This is a genomic window from Plantactinospora sp. CNZ321 (genome assembly GCF_004217235.1).
Genome location: NZ_SHKQ01000001.1, coordinates 583,851 through 601,982 on the forward strand (window position 1 = coordinate 583,851; position 18,132 = coordinate 601,982).

Consider the following 18,132-nt stretch of genomic DNA (forward strand, 5'->3'; position numbering starts at 1 on the left):
AGTGATGGTGGACATCGTCGACGAGATCAACGCGATCCATCGAACGGTCGGTCACGCCGCGACGCCGGTCGGCGAGGGCCGGACCGTCCTGCTGCGCAGGACCTACGACACGTCGGTGGACGACCTCTGGGACGCGGTCACCAACCCCGAACGGCTGCCCCGGTGGTTCGCGCCGGTCAGCGGGGAGTTCAAGCTCGGCGGCCGGTACCAGGTCGAGGGGAACGCGGGCGGCGAGATCATCCGCTGCGAGCCGCCCCGCCTGTTCAGGCTGACCTGGATCTTCGGCGAGCCGGTCGAGGACGGATTCAGCGAGGTCGAGGTGCGGCTCTCCCCCGGTGACGGTGCCGAGCGGGTCGTCCTCGAACTCGAACACGTCGCGGTGATCGACCCGGAACGGTGGACCGAGTACGGCCCCGGCGCCGTCGGCGTCGGCTGGGACCTCTCCCTGCTCGGTCTCGGCCTCTACCTCGGCGGCGGGGCCATCACCGACCCGAACGCCTGGAGCGAGTCCCGGGAGGGCCGGGAGTTCATGACGCTGAGCAGCAACGCGTGGGGCGCGGCGACGGTGGCCGGCGGAGAGCACCCGGACGCCGTGGCGGCAATGGTCGCCAACACCACGCGCTTCTACGCCCCGGACCCGCCCGCCGGTCCGAGTGCCCCCTGAGCCGGCCCGAGCGGGCCCTCTCCGGGCGGCCGTACCCGCTCAAACCTGCTCGAAGTGGAACTCCCGGATGAAGCAGTCCCGGGGCTGCCCGACCGCGAACAGCACGCACTCCACGACCGACCGCGCGGTGAGCGGCCCACCCGACCCGCTCTCCTGCCCGCGCGGACCGTCCTCCTGCCCGCGCGGACCGTCCTCCTGCCCGCGCGCCCCGTCCTCCTGCCCGCGCGCCCCGTCCTCCTGCCCGCGCGCCCCGTCCTCCTGCCCGCGCGCCCCGTCCTCCTGCACGAAGTCCGGTGGATACAGTGAGATCACCCGGATCCCCTCGGCGCGCAGCCGGTGCGACAGGATGCCGGCGAACCCGGCCTGGGCGTGCTTGGCCGCGTAGAAGGCCGGGTGTGCCTCGGAGCGGTGGTGGCCGACCTCGCCGCAGGCGGAAACCAGGTTGACGATGTCGGGCCGGCCCGAGGCGCGCAGCAGCGGCAGCAGGTGCCGGGTGAGCAGCACGGTGCCGGTGGCGGCACCGGCGATCGTGTGCACGATGTCCTCGTCGGAGGCGTGGTCCAGTCCGACGCCGTGCAGGTAGCCGGCACCATTGTTGACCAGGACGTCGATCCGGTCGGTCCGCTCGGCCACGGCCGCCGCGAACCCGCGTACCGAATCCGGGTCGGCCAGGTCGCAGCCGAACGCCTCGGCGGTGCCGACCCCGCCCCCGGCTATCAGGTCCGCGGTGCGGCCGGCCGCCGCCGGATCCCGGGCCGAGACGACCACGTGCGCGCCGCGCTCGGCGAACGCCAGTGCCAGGGTACGGCCGGTGTCCCGGCCGGCACCGGTGACGACGACCCGCAGTCCGTCGAAGATCATCGGCTCAGTACACCTCCTCAACCGCACTTCAGGTCAACCTTGCGTTCGCGACGGCCCGCGCGGGAAGCTTGATGAGGCTCGTCACTTGTCGTCGACGACCGACTCACCCGCCGCTAACGCCCGACGAAGGTCGAGGGTGGACGTGGACCGGACAGCGCCGCAGCGACACGTCGGCTGGTTCCGCCGGACGATGTGCCTGCTCACCCTGCACAGTTTCGAGGAAATGCCACACGACAGGCGGGTCGACCCCGCAAACCCGTGCCGACAGGAACGACGGTGCGTCTGCGGACGTACCCCGCTGCCCACCCGATCAGTTCACGAGTACGGCGAGCCCACCGACGGCAACCGGCTCTGCGAGCGGGTCGAGACCTGTGTCCGATGTGGCTACGAGAAATACTGGCTCTCGCACCAGACCCCGGGCAACCGGTGGATCCCGGTCCGGGACGTACCGGAGCACCGCCGTAAGGGCTACGACACCTCCGCCTGCCAGTTCGCCTTCCTCTGCGTCGTCTGCGGCGACATCGCCATGATCGACGAGCGGCACGACTGGGCCGAGGAATGGTGGGGCCGGAAGTGCCGCGACTGCGGCTGGGAGTTCCACGACGACGGCGAATAGCCGACTCGACGGGTGCGTACCGCGCCGCGTCAGCACGGCCGCCCTCGCGGTCGGTCCTCGGCGAACGCGGCCCGCCGTACGCCCGGGTTTGCTGCTTCCGTACACCGGTCTCGGCGGCGCGCGAGAGCCGCGCTGTGCGGCGTCCGCCCCGTCTGCGCTGGTGGGGGCGTCGGGATGGACCAGAATTCCGGTATGAGGTGGCGCTGGCCGGGTAGCCTCCCTCGGTGACCTCATCGTCTGGCGACTACACCGCGACGTTGCCGCGCAAGCGGATGGGTTCTGGCGTGCTGCTTCGCGACGACGACGGCCGGATTCTGCTGGTCGAGCCGGTGTACAAGGACTACTGGGAGCTGCCTGGTGGTGCGGTCGACGCGGACGAGTCGCCGTACGACGCCGCGGTGCGCGAGCTGAAGGAAGAGCTCGGCCTGTCGATCGCGCCCAGTCGTCTGCTGGTGGTGGACTGGGTGCCGCCGCGTACCGGCCGTACCGAGGGGGTCATGTTCGTCTATGACGGCGGGATCCTGGACGCGACGCGGACCGGTGAGATTCATCTGCCCGCCGACGAACTGCGTGGCTGGGCGTGGTCGACCCTGGCCGAGGCGCAGCAGCGGCTTTCGCCGCTGCTGGCTCGGCGGGTCGCCGTCGCGCTAGAGGCGGTGACTGATGGCGTTACCGGCTACCTGGAGGACGGGACTCGCGTCGTCTGAACCGGTGGTGGCGAAGCGGCCATCGACGCGTGCAGGAGGCTGATGCCGCCGGACCGGTACAGGCTGTCGTGCACGCCGTCGGCGTAGAGCAGGCCGGTCAGGTCGGCACGAGCCTTTGCGATCGGGCTGTTCTGCTGGAACCCCCATGCCCCCAGCAGCGGGGCGAGGTCGGTCACGGCGCGGTGGGCGGTGTCGATGCCAGCGGCCTTACCGACTCGGGCCGCCAGGTCGGCGTGCGGATGTCCGGTCGCGGCGAGCCGGCTGGTGGTGATCGTGGCGAGCAGCGCGGCGGTGATCTCGGCGTGGGTGCGCCCGAGGGTGATCAGCGCGTTGTCGCGCACCCGAGGCAGCACTCCGACCTTGCGCCGGGCCGCGAGCGCATCGGCGACGAGGGTATGGACCCCGGCGGCGGCGCCGAGGGCGGTGGCGGTGATCAGGGGCCGGAACCGGGCGAAGTGGCGACGGAACACTGCGAGCCCGTCGCCTGCCCGGCCGAGTAGATCCACGGCCGGGTCGACGGGCACGTCATGCAGCCGCAACACGCCCCACGACCAGCCAGCTAGCCCGAACGGCGCGATCGGCTCCCGTTCCAACCCATGGTCGACAGCGTCGACGACCGCCGCGGTGATCCGGCTGTCCGGGGCGCGGAAGAACACCACGAACCCGGCCGACTCGACCAGCCGGGAGACCCAACACTTCTCCCCGCTGACGCGCCAACGGCCATCCCGGCGCAACCGGGCCTGGCTGGTGATCTCCTGAACGCGGGAGCCACCGTGCCGCTCGGTCACGGCGATACCCACCAGGTCGCCCCGGTCCAGCCGGGCTCGCCAGGTCTCGGCGGTGACCTCGGCGGCGTCGCTGAGGACCATCGCCCCGTGCCCTGCCCCGGTCACGTCGCGCAGATCCAGATCGTGCACGCCCGCGCAGAACTGGGCGCACGTCTGCCACACGAGCCCGGACGGGCCGGCCGGCGCGTGGTAGACGCGTTCGGCCAGATGCCGGCGCAGGTCCAGAAGCCACCGGGAGCGGCTCGGGTCGCCGGTGGCCGGCGCGGTGGTAACCTGTCGAGCCAGCTCACACGACAGTCGGCCAAGGTCGCCCCACGCGCCCGCATCCAACTCGGGCACGCTGCAGCGCAGCGGCTCCAGCCAGGCAAGCGCCGGGGTCATGGCTTCACCTGTCCGTGTGGCCGGGCCGGGACGCCGTAGACAATCGTGTTGGCGGGCACGTCCCGGGTGACCACCGAGCCGGCCCCCACCAGCGCGTGGGCGCCCACGGTGATCCCGGCGAGCAGGACCGCACCGGATCCAACTTTGCAGCCGTGCTCGAACACCGGCGGATCGAGTGGCTGCTCGTTGTCCGGGTCACGCCAGATCAGCTGCTTGTCGTTGACGGTACGGACACCGGCGCCGAGGAACACCCGGTCCGCCACGATGGTGTCGGCGGTCAGGTGTGAGCTCGGGGAGCAGCGCACACCGTCACCGATCCGGGTACCCCGCTCCACGGTCAGGTTGGCCGCCAGCTGGCTGCCCGATCCGACGACCACGTTGGTGCGAAGCAGGGTGTTGTGGCCGATCGTGGTGTCGTCTCCGACAGACACGCCGGCGTAGACGGTCGCGCCGGCCCTCATGACCACGCCGGAGCCGATCGTGGTGGTGCCGCCGACGCCCTGGTAGACCTGCCGGATCGCGTACCCGTACTCAGGCTCTCCGAGGATCACCCGGTGGCCGAAATGGGCCTCGTCGCCGACACGGGTACCGCCATGGACCACGGTGAACGCGCCGATGCTGACCCCGGCGCCCAGCACGATGGGCCGCAGCGTGCCGAGCATGTCGGCCGGCACGAACACGGCGGTCGGGTGAACCCGGCAGCCGTCGCCGATCTCCAGCAGCCCGGCTCGGAGGAGGTCCGGCGCGGTGACCGGACTGTCGACGGTGGTGGTTGGGTGCATCATCGCAGCTCCTTCATGTTGCTGGCTGAGCCCGGCCAGAAGGTGGCCGGCTGGATCCAGTGCATCTGCGACGAGAAGCAGGGCCATAGACATGGACGCATTCGTTGCAAGCGGTTTGCACGACCCGTAACCCATCGGTCACCCTCAAAGAACCACCGTCGTGAGGAGGTGGGCATGCAGACCGAACCGGCCTGGACAGGGATGCCCGCCGTTGCCGCTGCCGCCGATGTCGGCGACATCGGGACGCTGCTACGCGTCGCCCGGACCGCATCCGGGCTGACTCTCGAGGAAGCTGGCCAGCGCACCGGTTACTCCGCCGCGACCATGTCCCGGTGGGAGAACGGCCGGCGGCGGGACTGGACCGTTGCCGAGCTACGTCGACTGGCGCAGGTGTACGGGATTCCGCTGCGTCTGTTCGGGCTGGCCCCGTCCTCCCCGTCAGCGCAGACCAGTGCGGCTAGGGTGATCGAAGGCCCCAACAATGGTGGTGGTGATTGGATGCGTCGACGTGACTTGATCGCCGGCACTCTTGGCCTGACCACCGGCGCCGCCCTGCTGCCCACGGACGCCGCTGGGGACATGGCCGCCACGGTGGAAGACGTGATCTTCGGCCGGGTCACCGCTGTTCCGTTGCCGGACCACCAGCTCGGTGCGCAGCTGGCCGCCGCCAAGGCCGACTTCCGGGCCTGCCGCTACAGCCAACTTGCCCGACGACTGCCCCGCCTGCTCGCCCAGGCCACCATCGGACGAGACGAGGCCCCCGCTGGCCAGGTGGGACAGGCATCAGCCCGCCTGGCCCAGGCGTACGGCGTCGCCACCCAACTACTGATCAAGCTGCACGACGACGGCATGGCCTGGTCCACGTCCGACCGTGCCGTCCAAGCCGCGCGAGCATCCGGTGACCCGCTGATTGTCGCGGAGGCGACCCGGCTCGCCGCGACCGTGTTACGCCGCACCCGCCACCGCGACGGCGCCCAGCGCCTCGTGCTGCACGCCGCGCAGCAGCTCGACGCCGACACCGGCCTGACCAACCTGCGGCAGACCGCGATGTACGGGCAGCTACTCGCCGTCGCCGCGTACACCGCAGCGATACGCGACGACCGCGACACCGCCTGGACCCTGCTTGGCGAAGCCGAAGACGCCGCCCGCCGAGCCGGCAGCGCCGACGCCGACCGGTTCAACCCACTCGACCTTGCCGTCTACAAGATCAGCGTGGCGCGGGTGCTCGGCGACTACGGCGCCGCCGTGGACTACTCCCGACAGGTCGACCCGACGCGCATCACCGCGCCCGAGCGCCGTGCCCGCTACTGGGAAGACACCGCCCTGGCCCTGCACGGTCGGGGACGCTCGACCGGCGCCTTCCAAGCCCTACTCGCGGCTGAGCGCGACACCCCGCAGGAGGTCCGCTACCGGCCATGGGCGCAGAACCTGACCCGCGAACTCATCTCCACCGACACTCGCAGCACCCTGACGGGGGTTCGTGAACTCGCTGCCCGGATCGGCGTCGATGCATAGCAGGTCGGCGGCGTCGTGACCACCAAACCGGGTGAGGTGGAGCCGACCGGCTGGCGCCTCGCGCGAGAGCTGGCCGTCGACTTCTGGCGCCAGATGCGCGCCGGTCCACAGCCGTGACATCTATAGCTGACCATCACACTTGTGATCTACGCCGGCCCAATGGCCGAGCGCAGCCTCGTCCGTGACCTGGTTGATGAACCAGGCGGAGATATTGCGATCCTCGCCCGGCGCGGTGGCCGGGCGCAGCGGCCATCCGCGCGGCCCTGGCCGACTGGCTCCGGCTCGTTGCGATCCTCGCCCGACGCAGTGGCCGGGCGCAGCGTACGGCGTCGACGGCTGCCGCCCATGCGGCCAGCCGTTGCGATCCTCGCCCGACGCAGTGGCCGGGCGCAGCTGGGTTCTACCGGCGGTGGCTCACCCCACGCCCTGCTGTTGCGATCCTCGCCCGACGCAGTGGCCGGGCGCAGCCCGCGCAGCAGCGCGCGGAACGTCACCAGGTCGGTGTTGTTGCGATCCTCGCCCGACGCAGTGGCCGGGCGCAGCCGTTCCGAACAACGTCTTCGCGTCGGCGCGCTGGAGTTGCGATCCTCACCCGGTCCGAGGACCGGGTGCAGCGATCCCAGGAGAGGGTGGCCGAGGTGGCCCCGATCCCGTTGCGATCCTCACCCGGTCCGAGGACCGGGTGCAGCTGGAGCAGCGCGGGCGGCGTCACGCCCGGCGGGGGCGGGTTGCGATCCTCACCCGGCCCGGGGACCGGGTGCAGCAGTCCGGGGTGCCGATCATCGTCTGCCGCAGCTTCTCGTTGCGATCCTCACCCGGCCCGGGGACCGGGTGCAGCGGCTCTTGAGCTGAGAATATAGAGGTGCGGAAATGAGTTCCTCACCAAATCATCATCCCCTTTGAGCCGGTAGGTCCGAAAAGCCGGTTGGGAACCCCAAGCTCGAAGAGTGTCCACTAGCCGTTCCTAGATCAGGATGCGAAACTCGGAGATTACGAACATCTAGGACTCAGCAACATAGACTCCGACGCCCGGGACGCCCACCACCAGCCCTTCCGCTTTCAGCGTGAGCATCGCGTTGCGCACAACGATCGACGAGACGCCGTAGATCTGGCAGAGCTGCGACGTTGAGGGCAGCTTGTCACCCGGCGAAAGCTCACCCGACTCGATCTGCGTACGGATGTGTTCGGCGAGTTCAACCCACTTCGGGCTCGGAGGCATGGTGATACTCCCTGGTCAGCACCACCATTTGATCACTCCATACCTGTTATCGCAAGCGATAGCTTGACCAGAGATAGCTTGTTATCCTAGGCTCCGACTTGAGCGGTTCCCCTGGTCAGCACCCTTGGGGCCGGTCGTCCCGCACAGAGCCCGGCCGGCCCTCTCTCCCGGTCGGCCGGGTGCCCCCACCTGCCCACGTACACCCCGGCTATCCCCAGCGGACGGGAGGCAGCAATGGATCCAACCCCACACCCGAGGACTGTCCCGTGACCGCCCTCTCCCAGAGCGCGTACGCGACCTTCGCGCGTACCCGGATGGACGAGGCGCGGCGGGCGGTGCTCGGGCACGCCGTCTGCACGTACACCGGGGTCTGTCTCGGGTGTGGTCGGCCCGGCCCCTGCGCCACTCTGCTCGCCGCCCGGCGAACCCTGGCCCACCACACCCAGCGGACGGTCAACCAGCGGCCACACCACTACGGCGGCAACAACGGCCAGCACGACTACGGTCGCCGCCAGCTTCCGATGATGACCGGGGACGTGAGTTCACCGTTGCCCGCCGACGAGCTGCGTGCCGCCTGGCTGGCCGTCCAGTCCGCGCTCGACCGGGCCGACCGGCAGCTCTCCGGAGCGGATGATCCACTGCCCGCCGCCGGGCTGGCCCGTTGGGACGACGCGCTCACCGACGCCTGGACCGCGCTCCACCTGGTCCACGCGGGCATTGCCGAGGCCCGCCGGCTGCCCGGCACTGTCCCGGCGAGTGTCCAGGAGGTGGTGGACGGGTTGACCGTGGCCCGAGTGGACGCCGAGCGGGCCACGGAGCTGGCCGGGCGGGTCCGGCGACAGCTCGCCGCCGCCGAGGACCGGCTGCGCCGGACCAGCGGCGATCCCCCGGCCCGGGTCGCCGCCGACCGGTGGCGGACCGCCGCCGCCCGGCTCGACCTGGTCACCGCCCGGCTGGCGCTCGGGGCCAGGGCCATCGACCGGTACGCCGCCGCGCTCGCCGGCACCGCCCAGCCGCCGGCCCGGCCCGCAACCCGGTGGGCGAACTGGCCGACACCTCGCACCGCCGGAGTCGCCGCTCCGGCCGTCGACCCGGCCGGTGTCGGGACGATCGCGGCCGGAGCCCGCACGGCCGGGGCGGTGCTGCTGAGTGTGCACCCGTGGGCCGGCTGGCGGGGCCTCCTGGCCCGGGTACGCCGGCAACGCCCGATCGACCGCGAACGGAGCCAGTCGTGTTGAGTCGCTACGCCGCCCCACTCCGCGACCTTGCCAGCGGCCGGCCGCGCGACTACCAACACCGGATCGACCGGTTCGACGAGCCGGACTGGCGACGGTACGGCCTACTGGTCGAGACCGCGTTCCGGCTCGCCGCGCACCGGCGGTTCCGGCCCGGCGGGGAGGACCGCGCCCCGGTGATCCGGTTCGTGGCCAGCGTCCGGGAGCGCTACGACCGTACCGGCTACGACCTCGATCCGAGGCTGGCCGAGTCGCTGCTCTGGGCGACCCTGGCCGGCGAGCCGACGCCGGATCCACTGCGGTCGAAGACGCACACCGCGCAGACGCTGCTGCTCATCGGTCTGCTCGACGACGAGGGGCTGTCTCGTGCCGAGCTTGACCGCTTCCTCTCCGACGCCGAGGACCACACAATCGGCGACGCACCAGCTGACGCGACCGGCGACGCACCAGCTGACGCGACCGGCGACGCACCAGACGACGCGACCGGCAATGCACCAGCCGACGCGCCAGCCGACGCAGCACCCACAGCGGACACCGCGACGGACGACACGACGGACGACACAGCGGGCGGCCACTAGCGGCGCTTAGAGGAGCGTGCCGATGGTCCGGACGGCCGCCTGGATGGTGTCCTCACTCAGGTTGCCGAAGCCGACCACGAGCTGCGGCGGCGTGCTCGCCCCGTCGGCACGGTAGTTGCTCATCCCGTAGAGGCCGATCCGCTGGACGCGGGCCCGCTCGATCACCGTCCGCTCGTCCGCGCCGTCCGGCAGGTGGGCCACGGCGTGGAAGCCGGCCGCCAGCCCGGTGAGCGTCACGGACGGGGCGTACTCGGCGAGGGCGGAGACGAGTGCCTCCCGTCGGGCGGCGTACCGGCCGCGCATCCGGCGCAGGTGCCGGTCGTACCGGCCGGAGCCGATCAGGGTGGCGACGGTGAGCTGGTCCAACAACGACGATCCACGGTCGGCGAGTCGCTTGTCCTCCACGATGGCCGCGCGCAGGGCCGGCGGGCAGAGCATCCAGCCGAGCCGGATCGCCGGGGCGAGCGTCTTGCTCACCGTGCCGATCCCGATGACATGGTCGGGAGCGAGACCCTGGAGGGTGCCGACGGGTTCCCGGTCGTAGCGGAACTCGGCGTCGTAGTCGTCCTCGACGATGATCGCGTCGTGCCGGATCGCCCAGGCGACCAGCGCCCGCCTCCGGTCCGGGGCCATCACCACCCCGGTCGGCCACTGGTGGGCGGGGGTGACCACCACGGCCCGTACGCCGGTCGCGGCGAGGGCGTCGACGTCGATCCCCGCGTCGTCGACCGGTACGGGCACGGCCCGGAGGCCGGCGTGCGCGGTGGCGGCCATGGTGTGGCCGTCGCCGTACCCGGGGTCCTCGAACGCGACCCGTCGGTGACCGGCCCGCCTTAGGACGCCGAGGGCCAGGTTGAGGCCCTGGGCGAAGCCGCCGCAGGTGACGATGTTGTCGGGGTCCGCGTGCGCCGCCCGCACCCGCCGCAGGTAGCCGGCGATGGTCTCCCGGAAGGTCGCGTTGCCGGCGGCGTCGCCGTAGCCGAAGACGGCGTTCGGCGCGAGCCGGCACGCCTCGCGCTGCGCCGCCAGCCAGTCCGCGCGCGGGAAGCTGGCGAGATCCGGTACCCCGGCGGCGAAGTCGGCGCGGAGCGGCCGGGGCACCGCCGCCGGCGCCGCGACCGGGGCGAGCGCGCCGGCGGGCAGCTCGGCGACCCGGGTGGCCGAGCCGGTCCGGGTGCTCAGGTAGCCCTCGGCGTGCAACTGGCCGTAGCAGTCCTGGACCAGGCCCCGGGAGATGCCGAGCTGCCGGGCCAGCTCCCGGGACGACGGCAGCCGTTCGCCGGCCCGGAGCCGGCCGCGCCGGATCGCGTCCCGCAGCGCGCCCTCCAACTGCGTACGCAGCGGTTCGGCACTGCTCCGGTCCAGCGGTACGAGAAGCTCCGGGCCCAAACCGGCCCACTCAATAACCATGGAAGTGGACCTTAAGGTAGGCCGGTTTCGCTCGTAGGGTCGGGACCATGAGCAGCATGACCTCCACCGCCGCCCCGGCCCCGGCCTCCGCTCCGGCTCCGGCCCCGGTTCCTGACACTGACGCTCGGCCGCCACTGGTGAGCAGGCCGCTGCTGCTGGCCTTCGTGGCCAGCTTCGGCGCCATGACGAGTTTCTACCTCCTGCTGACCGTGGTACCGCTCTACGCGACCTCGGTCGGCGCCGGTGACGTCGGTGCCGGCATGGTGACCGGGACGCTGATGCTCTCCACCGTGCTGGCCGAGCTGGCCATCCCCCGGTTGTCCGCCCGGTTCGGGCAGCGCGGCCTCCTGATCGCGGGTCTGCTGCTGCTCGGCGTGCCGCCGCTGATGCTGCTGGTCGCCACCGGCATGCCGGCGGTCCTGCTGGTCTGTCTCATCCGGGGGCTCGGGTTCGCCGTCGCGGTCGTCGTCGGCGGCGCGCTGGCCGCACAACTGGCACCGGCACAGCGCCGCGGCGAGGTGATCGGGCTGTTCGGTGCCGTCGTCGGGGTCCCCGCCATCGTCGGTCTTCCGGTCGGAGTGTGGCTGGTCGACCGGGTCGGCTATCCCAGCGTCTTCGCACTCGGCGCGCTCGCCGCGCTGGCCGGTCTCGCCGCCGCGACCGGGCTGCCGGGTCGGCCCGCCGAGCCGGAGCAGCCGCTCGGGATGGTGGCGGGACTGCGCAACCCCGCGCTGACCCGGCCGGCGCTGGTCTTCGCCGGGGTGGCGCTGGCGTCCGGCATCGTCGTCACCTTCCTGCCGTCCGTCCTGACCGACGCCTCGGCGAACCTGATCGCCCTCGGCCTGCTCGCCCAGGCCGTCACCGCGCCGCTGACCCGCTGGTGGGCCGGCCGGTACGCCGACCGGCGTCCGCACGCCCCGCTGCTCGGCTGGGGCGTGATCCTCGCCGCCTCGGGCGTCGCGATCCTTCCCGTGACCGGGCACCCCGTCGCGTTCATCGTCGGGATGCTGCTGTTCGGTGCCGGTTTCGGCATCGCGCAGAACGCCAGCCTGACCAGCATGCTGCGGCAGGTGTCACCGGCCGGGTACGGGACGGTCAGCGCGGTCTGGAACCTGGCCTACGACGCGGGAATCGGGCTCGGCGCGGTCGGATTCGGTGTCGTCGCCGCCGGTACCGGCTATCCGGCGGCGCTCGCCATCACCGTACTGGTGATGCTCGCCGCCCTCACCGCGCTGCCGCGTCGGCGGTAGGGGGCCCGGGGCCGCTCCGACCCCGACGACGGAGCGGCCGCACGCCAGGTAGGAGCAGCCTCACAGGGCTAGGAGCACCACCGGCGGAGCAGCCTCACACCAGGTAGTAGCCGAGGAAGGCGACCGGGGCGGCGAGGAAGCAGATCAGGAAGCCGAGCCGGGCGTACCGGGCGGGCCGGCCGACGATCATCCGGGGCTTGCCCCAGACGCTGAGCGCGAGATAGCCGAGGAAGAAGACCATCGTCGGCAGCCCGGCACAGCTCCACGAGAAGACCGCGACCGTGCTGGCGTCGAGGCCCTTCATCCCGCGTACCTCGGCGACGGTGAGCACGATCCAGATGACGACGGTGAGCAGCCCGGCGCAGCTCAGGTAGACCGTCGTCGCCCGGGCCAGCGGTGACATCGACGGAAAGAGCGGCGCCTGCTGCGCCATCGTCTCCGTCTGCACGATCATCACGTCCGCACCGTCGGCAGCCTGCCGGGCCAGCTCCAGCTCCCGCACCGGATCGACCGGCCGGGCCGGTGGCGTCCCCGGGCCCGCGCCGGAGGTCGGGCCGGCACCGGAGGGCGCCGCGTCCGAGGGCAGCCGGGGGCCGGGCACCGGGCCGGTCGCCGGGGTCGCCGGCAGCGCGCGCCGCGCCGGACCTGCCGGCAGTTCCGGGTACGGGGTACCGGCCGCCGGATCCGCCCCACTGCCCGACGCGCGGGAACCGTCGGCGCGCTGCTGGCCGAACCGTTCCGAGGTGTCGAAGCCGCTCGGCCGGTAGACGTGGCCGGCCGGAGGCGGCGGCTCGGGCGGGTCGACGTGGTCCGGCCCGGCGTACTGGGCCGGCACGGTGGGTTGCCCCGCCGGCCCGGACGGCGGATATCCGGCCGGCGGGGGTGGCGGCGGATATCCGGCCGGCGGGGGCAGCGGCGGGCCGGTCGGCGGCGCGGCCGGCACCGACTTGCCGATCATCTGGCCGAGGGCGGTCAACCGCTGCTGCTGCACCGCGAGCCGCTGGTCGAGCCGGTCGGCGGCGGCACCGGTCGTGCCGCGTGCCTCGGCGAGCTGGGCGGCGGTCCGTTCACCACTGCGGCGCAGCTCGTGCAGGTGCCGGGCCAGGGCCGCGTACTCGGCGAAGCTCGCCACCTCAGCTCTCCTCGTCGTCGTCTTCGTAGCCGGCCCGGACGAACGGCACGATCAGGCGTAGCCGCTGGTCGTGCCGGTCCACCAGCAGTGCCCGGTTCGCCCTCGGGGTGTACGCGAGGTCGTTCAGGCCGAGGTACATCCCGAGTTCGCCACCGGGCACGTTCAGCGCGACCAGGCAGGCGACGTCGTCCCGGTTGCCCGACCCGCCGATGTCGTCGGAGAGCCGGCGCAGCCCGCGCCACCAGCCGAGCAGGTGCACCCCGTACGCGGGGCCCTGCCGGAGCACCGCCTGGAGGTCGTCCAGCCCGGACTTGAAGTGTTCGTCCCGGACGCCGAGGATGCCGCTGGCGCCGTCCATGCCGTACCCGACCAGGAAGGTCCGGGCCGGTGGCCCGTCGGCCGGCTGGGCGGCGAGCTTGCGCAGCTCGTCGCGGAGCCCGGTGGCGTCGAGCCGGTCGACCGGATGCCCGGCCCCGGTCAGTTCGGCGATCGTCTCCTCGGCGACCGCGTCGGCGACCGCGACCAGCGGGGCGACCAGGAACCGGGCGCTGCCCGGGGTGTGCTGCCGGGCCAGGCTGAGCGTCGCCGCGTGCAGCACGCTCGCGCCGACCGGCGAGGTGCCGACCACCGCCAGGTGCCGGCCCGGGGTCGCGTCCAGCGGGAACATCGCCGAGGTGAGGTCCACGTCGACGGTACGGCCGACCAGCGCCAACGGCCGCCGTCCCCCCGGGACCAGTCCCCGGTACGTCGGGTCGGCCTCGACGTGCGCAGACTCGTACCCCTTGAAGATCGCCGGTGGCCGCGAGCCCGGCTTGCGGGCCTGCCACAGCTCGTGCCGCAGTTGGGCCACCTCGGCGGCGCTGGCGTGCGCGTCCGGGAACTGGACCACGGTGTTGGCGGCGGCCAACCCGGCGGAGGGGTTGACGATCGCCGAGCCGATCGGCAGCGCCCCGGCGGCGTCGTTGAGCGCGTCCAGCACTCCCCCGCCGCCAGGCAGGGCGACCCGGAGCGGGAACTGCCCGAAGATCGAGTCGGTCTTCCCGTAGAGCGCCTCGATCCCGGTCATGCTCTGGCTGGCCAGCACCAGGTGGATGCCGTAGGAGCGCCCCTTGCGGGCCAGCTCCTCCAGCAGCGAGACCGCCTCCCTGGCCACCGCGTCGTTGCCGGCGAAGAGCACGTGGAACTCGTCGACCACCGCGACGATCCGGGGTACCGGCCGGCCGTCCCGGGGCAGGTCGGCCAGTTTGGTCACGCCGTGCCGCTTCAGTGCCGACGCCCGCCGGTTCAGCTCGCGGCGCAGCTCGCGGAGCACGGCGACGCCGTACTCCCGGTCGGACTCGATGCCGACCGCCCGGGCGTGCGGGATCCACGACGGGTCGTGGCCGGTCGGCACGAACTCGGTGAAGCTGACCCCCTCCTTGAAGTCGAGCAGATAGAGCGACAGCTCGTCCGGGGAGTAGCGGGCGGCGAGTCCGTAGAGGACGTCGAGCAGGAAGACGGTCTTGCCGGCACCGGTCCGGCCGCCGACCAGCCAGTGTGGGGTCTGGTCGTCGAAGGCGCAGATCACCGGCTCCCGGCCGGAACGGCCGACGACGGCACGCAGCCCGTTGCCGGACGACTCCGCCCAGGGCCGGGCCGGCAGCAGGTCGGTGAAGGTGAAACTGGACTCGCGTCGGTAGATCTCGCCGAGCCGGTCGGCCAGCGCCGTGACCGCACCGGCCGGTGGTTCGCCGTCCAGGCGTACCGGGGCGGCCAGGCCGGAGCCGTCGGAGCTGAACGGGTGGCCGGGCGGGTCGCCGATCCAGGCGTTCCCCTGCGGGTCGAGGCGGACCTGGGTGGTGCCGCCCAGCGGCGGCAGGGCGGGGCCGGCGCTCCGGGGCGGATATCCGGCGGCGATCACGCAGATCCCGGCGGTCGGTCCGGCGTGGGTGAGCGCGGCCAGCCGGCCGAGTTCCCGGCCCTCCGGCAGCGAGGCGGCGACCAGGAGCAGCAGCTCCGGCGTACCGCCGGTGGCCTGCTGCGCGGCCCGGGCGTGCCGTTCGGCCGCGTCGAGCACGGCGGCGACCTCGGCCTCGGTGGTGGCCGGCGGCGGCACCGCCCCGGCCTCGACCAGCACCCGCAGCGGCAGGAAGGTGGCGCCGAGCGCGGCGCTGTCCAGGACGGACACCCGGACCGAGCCGGCGGGTGCGGCGGCGAGCAGCCGGACCACCAGGGTACGCAGCAGCGCCGCGACCCGCCCGTCCCGGGCGTCGGCGTCGATCGCCAGGTGGGTGCCGCCACACAGCGGCACGACCGCCGGGAAGCTTCCGTGCGCCGTGTCCGCCACGCCGAGCCGCACCGGCAGCGGGCCGGCGAAGAACCGGGCCGGCTCGGGTTCGCTGCTGACCGCCTCGCCGACCCGGCGCAGCCGGGCCACGACGTCGGCGGTCTCGCCGGAGTCGGGCGGCGGCTGGAGCTGGGCCAACCCGTGCCGGGCCGCATCCAGGTGCGCGCGGGCCTGCCGGTGGGCGGCAACCGCCCGCCCGAATGTGGCTGCGAGTCCCACCCTGCCCCCAACCGTCGGGTACGCGTAGTCACCGGAACACTAACCGAAGCCGACGCGGGAACGAACCAGGCCGGCCCCGAGCCGCGGCCCGTCGTCGACGCGGGTCGCGGCTCGGGGCCGGTCCTCAGGTGAGCACGGGGGTGGCTCGGGGCCGGTCCTCAGGTGAGCGCGGGGGTGGCGGCCAGGGCCCGGACCCGGTCGTAGAGGGCCAGATAGGACCGGGCCATCACCTCCGGGCTGAACCGGCGGGCCGCCTCGGTCTGGCAGCGGCGCGGGTCGATCCGGCCGGCGCGGTGCACCAGCTCCGCGAGATCGTCCTCGTCGGAGCTGAGCAGTCCGGTCTCACCATGCTGGATCAACTCCGGGAGGCAGCCCTCGGCCAGTCCGACCACCGGAGTGCCGAGGGCGAGGGACTCGACCACGGCCGTACCGCCGGGCTCGGCCCAGCGCAGCGGAAACAGCGAGGCCCTGGCGGTGGCGACCAGTTCGTCGCGCTGCCGGCCGGCCACGGTGCCGACCCAGCGCACCCGTACCCCGTCGACGTGCGGCGCGACCCGTTCCCGCCAGAACCGCACGTCGGGGTTGGCCGCCGCGACCGGATCGTGCTCGACGGCGGCGAGCTCGGCCGGCTGCCGGTACGGGCCGACCGGGCCGGCGAGGACCAGGTCGAAGCCGGCCCGGTGGGCCAGCCGGGCGGCGAGATCCTGACCCTTGCCCGGGTTGATCCGGCCGAGCACCACGACATGTCCGGCCTTGTCGGCGGGGCGACGCCGGTCCGCGTCGGTGGCCAGCGGGGTGGCCAGGTGGACGTGCCCGACCGAGTGCGCCCGGAGCGCCTGCGGTGCCCGGGCGAGCTGCGAGGCGGAGACCCCGTTGACGCGCACCCGGTCGGCGCCGTCGAAGCTGCCGTACAGCTCGGGGTGCTTGGCCAGGTCCCAGTGCAGGGTGTGCAACACCGGCGGTGCGTCCCGGCCGAGCGCGGCCAGGGTGGCCAGGCCGGCCGCCTCGACGTGGTCGTGCACCAGGTCGATGTCGTCGCGCTCCCGCAGGGTGCGCACCACCGCGTGCAGGTGGCTCTGCACCACCCCGCACGCCTGGTTGTACGGCCGTTGCAGGCTGCCGAACTGGCCGTCGGCGAAGACCGCCAGCCGCTCGTCGACGGGCAGTTCGCTACTGCCGACGGTGGCCAGTACCACCCGTACGCCGAGCCGGCGCAGCTCGGGTACGAGGGTGGCGATCACGTTCTCGATGCCCCCGTACCCGTTCGGCGGCACCGGCAGCCACGGGCCGGCGTTGACCAGTACGGTGAGGCTCACGAGCCCGTCACCGCCCCGGTCACGGCCCCGGTCACGGCCGCTGCGGTGGCCGTCTGCCGGCGGGCCCGGCCACGGGCGATCCGCGTCCGCCGGGACAGGCTGGCCAGCGGTGGACGTTCGGCGACCGCCACGTCGGTGACGACGATCTCCCGATCCAGGTTGGGCAGTGCCTGGGCACCACCGCGCCGGAACTGGGTGAGCGCGGCGGCCGGCGGCACCGGCTCGGCGACCAGTCCGCGCCGGTGCAGCCGGGACCAGACGGTGTAGAGGATCTGCGCCGACATCCGGCCCAGCGCCTCGGTGTCCTGGTGCCGGTGGAACCGCTCGCCGAGGTCGACCTGGGCCAGGGCGTCCAGCCCGACCAGGTCCAGCAGGTCGATCAGCATGGCGATCTCGACGCCGTACCCGGAGACGAACGGCAACTGTTCGAGGATCTCCCGGCGCCCGGCGTACTCCCCGGCGAGCGGCTGGACGACGCCGGCCAGCTCCGGCCAGAACATGCTGATCAGGGGCCGGGCCATCAGCTCGGTCACCCGACCGCCGCCGTCGGGGTTGACGGCGCCGCCGCCGACCAGCGGGCGGTGGTAGAAGCCCTTGACGAACGCGACGGTCGGGTCGGCGAGCAGCGGCCCGACCAGCCCGGTGACGAACCGGGGTGAGAAGCGGCGCAGGTCGGCGTCGACGAAGGCGACGATGTCACCGGTCGCGGCGGCAAGCCCGGACCAGAGCGCGTCGCCCTTGCCGTCGAGCCGGGGCAGCCCCCGGGTCATCTCGTCCTGGCTCACCACCCGGGCCCCGGCGGCAGAGGCCACCGCCGCCGTCGCGTCGCTGGATCGCGAGTCCACCACGATCAGCTCGTCGATGATCGGGGCCCTCTCGACCAGGTGCCGGCGCAGCGTGCCGACGATCGCGCCGACGGTGGCCTCCTCGTTCCGGGCCGGAAGCACCACGCTGACCCGCTGCTCGCCCTTGATCTTCAGCAGCCGGCGACTCGTCCACTCTGCCGAGTTTCCGGTGCGGTACGTGGTCCACGCCTCTACGATCGGTGAAACTGTCGCCTCTGTTTGCTGCCGCACGGGCACACCCCCCAAACGTCGTGATCCGCAGCGCCGGGCCGAAACTTTTCCCCGAGC

16 protein-coding genes are annotated in these 18,132 nt (G+C 72.9%); 7 read left to right on the plus strand and 9 right to left on the minus strand.

Going from position 1 to position 18,132, the window contains the following annotated elements; genetic code table 11:
- Positions 1–4: 4 nt before the first annotated feature.
- On the plus strand, positions 5–664 hold the full coding sequence (locus tag EV371_RS02540; protein ID WP_130465601.1) for an SRPBCC domain-containing protein: 660 nt from the start codon (positions 5–7) through the stop codon (positions 662–664).
- Between the two features lie 39 nt (positions 665–703).
- On the opposite strand, the gene EV371_RS02545 is transcribed toward EV371_RS02540, so the two are convergent.
- The gene (locus tag EV371_RS02545; RefSeq protein WP_130460619.1) at positions 704–1,525 is read right to left on the minus strand and encodes an SDR family oxidoreductase; all 822 of its coding nucleotides are present in this window, start codon (positions 1,523–1,525) and stop codon (positions 704–706) included.
- 142 nt (positions 1,526–1,667) lie between these two features.
- Here EV371_RS02545 and EV371_RS02550 point away from each other — a divergent pair, with 142 nt between their 5' ends.
- Complete coding sequence (locus tag EV371_RS02550) at positions 1,668–2,141, plus strand: hypothetical protein (RefSeq protein WP_130460620.1); 474 nt, start codon at positions 1,668–1,670, stop codon at positions 2,139–2,141.
- A gap of 224 nt (positions 2,142–2,365) precedes the next feature.
- Positions 2,366–2,848 (plus strand): NUDIX hydrolase, encoded by a 483-nt coding sequence (locus EV371_RS02555; protein ID WP_486484448.1) that lies wholly within the window; start codon positions 2,366–2,368, stop codon positions 2,846–2,848.
- Here the strand turns inward: EV371_RS02555 and EV371_RS02560 are convergent.
- Positions 2,818–4,017 (minus strand): acyl-CoA dehydrogenase family protein, encoded by a 1,200-nt coding sequence (locus tag EV371_RS02560; RefSeq protein WP_130460621.1) that lies wholly within the window; start codon positions 4,015–4,017, stop codon positions 2,818–2,820. The two genes, EV371_RS02555 and EV371_RS02560, sit on opposite strands and share 31 nt — an antisense overlap.
- Positions 4,014–4,802 carry a DapH/DapD/GlmU-related protein gene (locus EV371_RS02565; RefSeq protein ID WP_349340956.1) on the minus strand — a complete coding sequence of 263 codons (789 nt, stop codon included), beginning with the start codon at positions 4,800–4,802 and terminating at the stop codon, positions 4,014–4,016. The genes EV371_RS02560 and EV371_RS02565 overlap by 4 nt, the downstream gene beginning before the upstream one ends.
- On the opposite strand from EV371_RS02565, the gene EV371_RS02570 reads away from it, so the two are divergent.
- Positions 4,794–6,314 (plus strand): helix-turn-helix domain-containing protein, encoded by a 1,521-nt coding sequence (locus tag EV371_RS02570; RefSeq protein WP_349340955.1) that lies wholly within the window; start codon positions 4,794–4,796, stop codon positions 6,312–6,314. The two genes, EV371_RS02565 and EV371_RS02570, sit on opposite strands and share 9 nt — an antisense overlap.
- A 1,000-nt stretch (positions 6,315–7,314) precedes the next feature.
- Here the strand turns inward: EV371_RS02570 and EV371_RS02575 are convergent.
- Positions 7,315–7,533 carry a GntR family transcriptional regulator gene (locus EV371_RS02575; protein WP_130460622.1) on the minus strand — a complete coding sequence of 73 codons (219 nt, stop codon included), beginning with the start codon at positions 7,531–7,533 and terminating at the stop codon, positions 7,315–7,317.
- A 266-nt stretch (positions 7,534–7,799) separates the two neighbouring features.
- Here EV371_RS02575 and EV371_RS02580 point away from each other — a divergent pair, with 266 nt between their 5' ends.
- Complete coding sequence (locus EV371_RS02580; RefSeq protein ID WP_130460623.1) at positions 7,800–8,771, plus strand: hypothetical protein; 972 nt, start codon at positions 7,800–7,802, stop codon at positions 8,769–8,771.
- Positions 8,765–9,346, plus strand: coding sequence for a hypothetical protein (locus tag EV371_RS02585; RefSeq protein ID WP_130460624.1), 582 nt, complete (start codon positions 8,765–8,767; stop codon positions 9,344–9,346). The genes EV371_RS02580 and EV371_RS02585 overlap by 7 nt, the downstream gene beginning before the upstream one ends.
- A 6-nt stretch (positions 9,347–9,352) precedes the next feature.
- Here the strand turns inward: EV371_RS02585 and pdxR are convergent, their stop codons facing one another.
- Positions 9,353–10,756, minus strand: coding sequence for a MocR-like pyridoxine biosynthesis transcription factor PdxR (gene pdxR, locus EV371_RS02590; protein ID WP_130460625.1), 1,404 nt, complete (start codon positions 10,754–10,756; stop codon positions 9,353–9,355).
- A gap of 47 nt (positions 10,757–10,803) precedes the next feature.
- Between pdxR and EV371_RS02595 the strand changes: the two genes are divergently transcribed.
- A complete protein-coding gene (locus EV371_RS02595) occupies positions 10,804–12,006 on the plus strand; it encodes an MFS transporter (RefSeq protein WP_207230384.1) in 1,203 nt (400 codons plus the stop codon).
- Positions 12,007–12,100: 94 nt separating this feature from the next.
- Here the strand turns inward: EV371_RS02595 and EV371_RS02600 are convergent, their stop codons facing one another.
- The 4 genes from EV371_RS02600 to EV371_RS02620 form a co-directional block, all read right to left on the minus strand.
- Positions 12,101–13,138, minus strand: a complete 1,038-nt coding sequence (locus tag EV371_RS02600) for a hypothetical protein (RefSeq protein ID WP_165436586.1) — start codon at positions 13,136–13,138, stop codon at positions 12,101–12,103.
- A 1-nt stretch (position 13,139) separates the two neighbouring features.
- Positions 13,140–15,683 carry an FtsK/SpoIIIE domain-containing protein gene (locus tag EV371_RS02610; protein ID WP_130460627.1) on the minus strand — a complete coding sequence of 848 codons (2,544 nt, stop codon included), beginning with the start codon at positions 15,681–15,683 and terminating at the stop codon, positions 13,140–13,142.
- A 158-nt stretch (positions 15,684–15,841) separates the two neighbouring features.
- Positions 15,842–16,999, minus strand: coding sequence for a glycosyltransferase (locus EV371_RS02615; protein ID WP_130460628.1), 1,158 nt, complete (start codon positions 16,997–16,999; stop codon positions 15,842–15,844).
- Positions 16,996–17,979 carry a glucosyl-3-phosphoglycerate synthase gene (locus EV371_RS02620; protein WP_486484901.1) on the minus strand — a complete coding sequence of 328 codons (984 nt, stop codon included), beginning with the start codon at positions 17,977–17,979 and terminating at the stop codon, positions 16,996–16,998. Before EV371_RS02620 ends, EV371_RS02615 begins: the two co-directional genes overlap by 4 nt.
- Positions 17,980–18,132: the final 153 nt, after the last annotated feature.

Coding starts and splice junctions, on each gene's coding strand:
- EV371_RS02540 (WP_130465601.1), top strand. CDS start 5: ATGGTGGACATCGTCGACGAGATCAACGCGATCCATCGAACGGTCGGT.
- EV371_RS02545 (WP_130460619.1), bottom strand. CDS start 1,525: ATGATCTTCGACGGACTGCGGGTCGTCGTCACCGGTGCCGGCCGGGAC.
- EV371_RS02560 (WP_130460621.1), bottom strand. CDS start 4,017: ATGACCCCGGCGCTTGCCTGGCTGGAGCCGCTGCGCTGCAGCGTGCCC.
- EV371_RS02565 (WP_349340956.1), bottom strand. CDS start 4,802: ATGATGCACCCAACCACCACCGTCGACAGTCCGGTCACCGCGCCGGAC.
- EV371_RS02575 (WP_130460622.1), bottom strand. CDS start 7,533: ATGCCTCCGAGCCCGAAGTGGGTTGAACTCGCCGAACACATCCGTACG.
- pdxR (WP_130460625.1), bottom strand. CDS start 10,756: ATGGTTATTGAGTGGGCCGGTTTGGGCCCGGAGCTTCTCGTACCGCTG.
- EV371_RS02595 (WP_207230384.1), top strand. CDS start 10,804: ATGAGCAGCATGACCTCCACCGCCGCCCCGGCCCCGGCCTCCGCTCCG.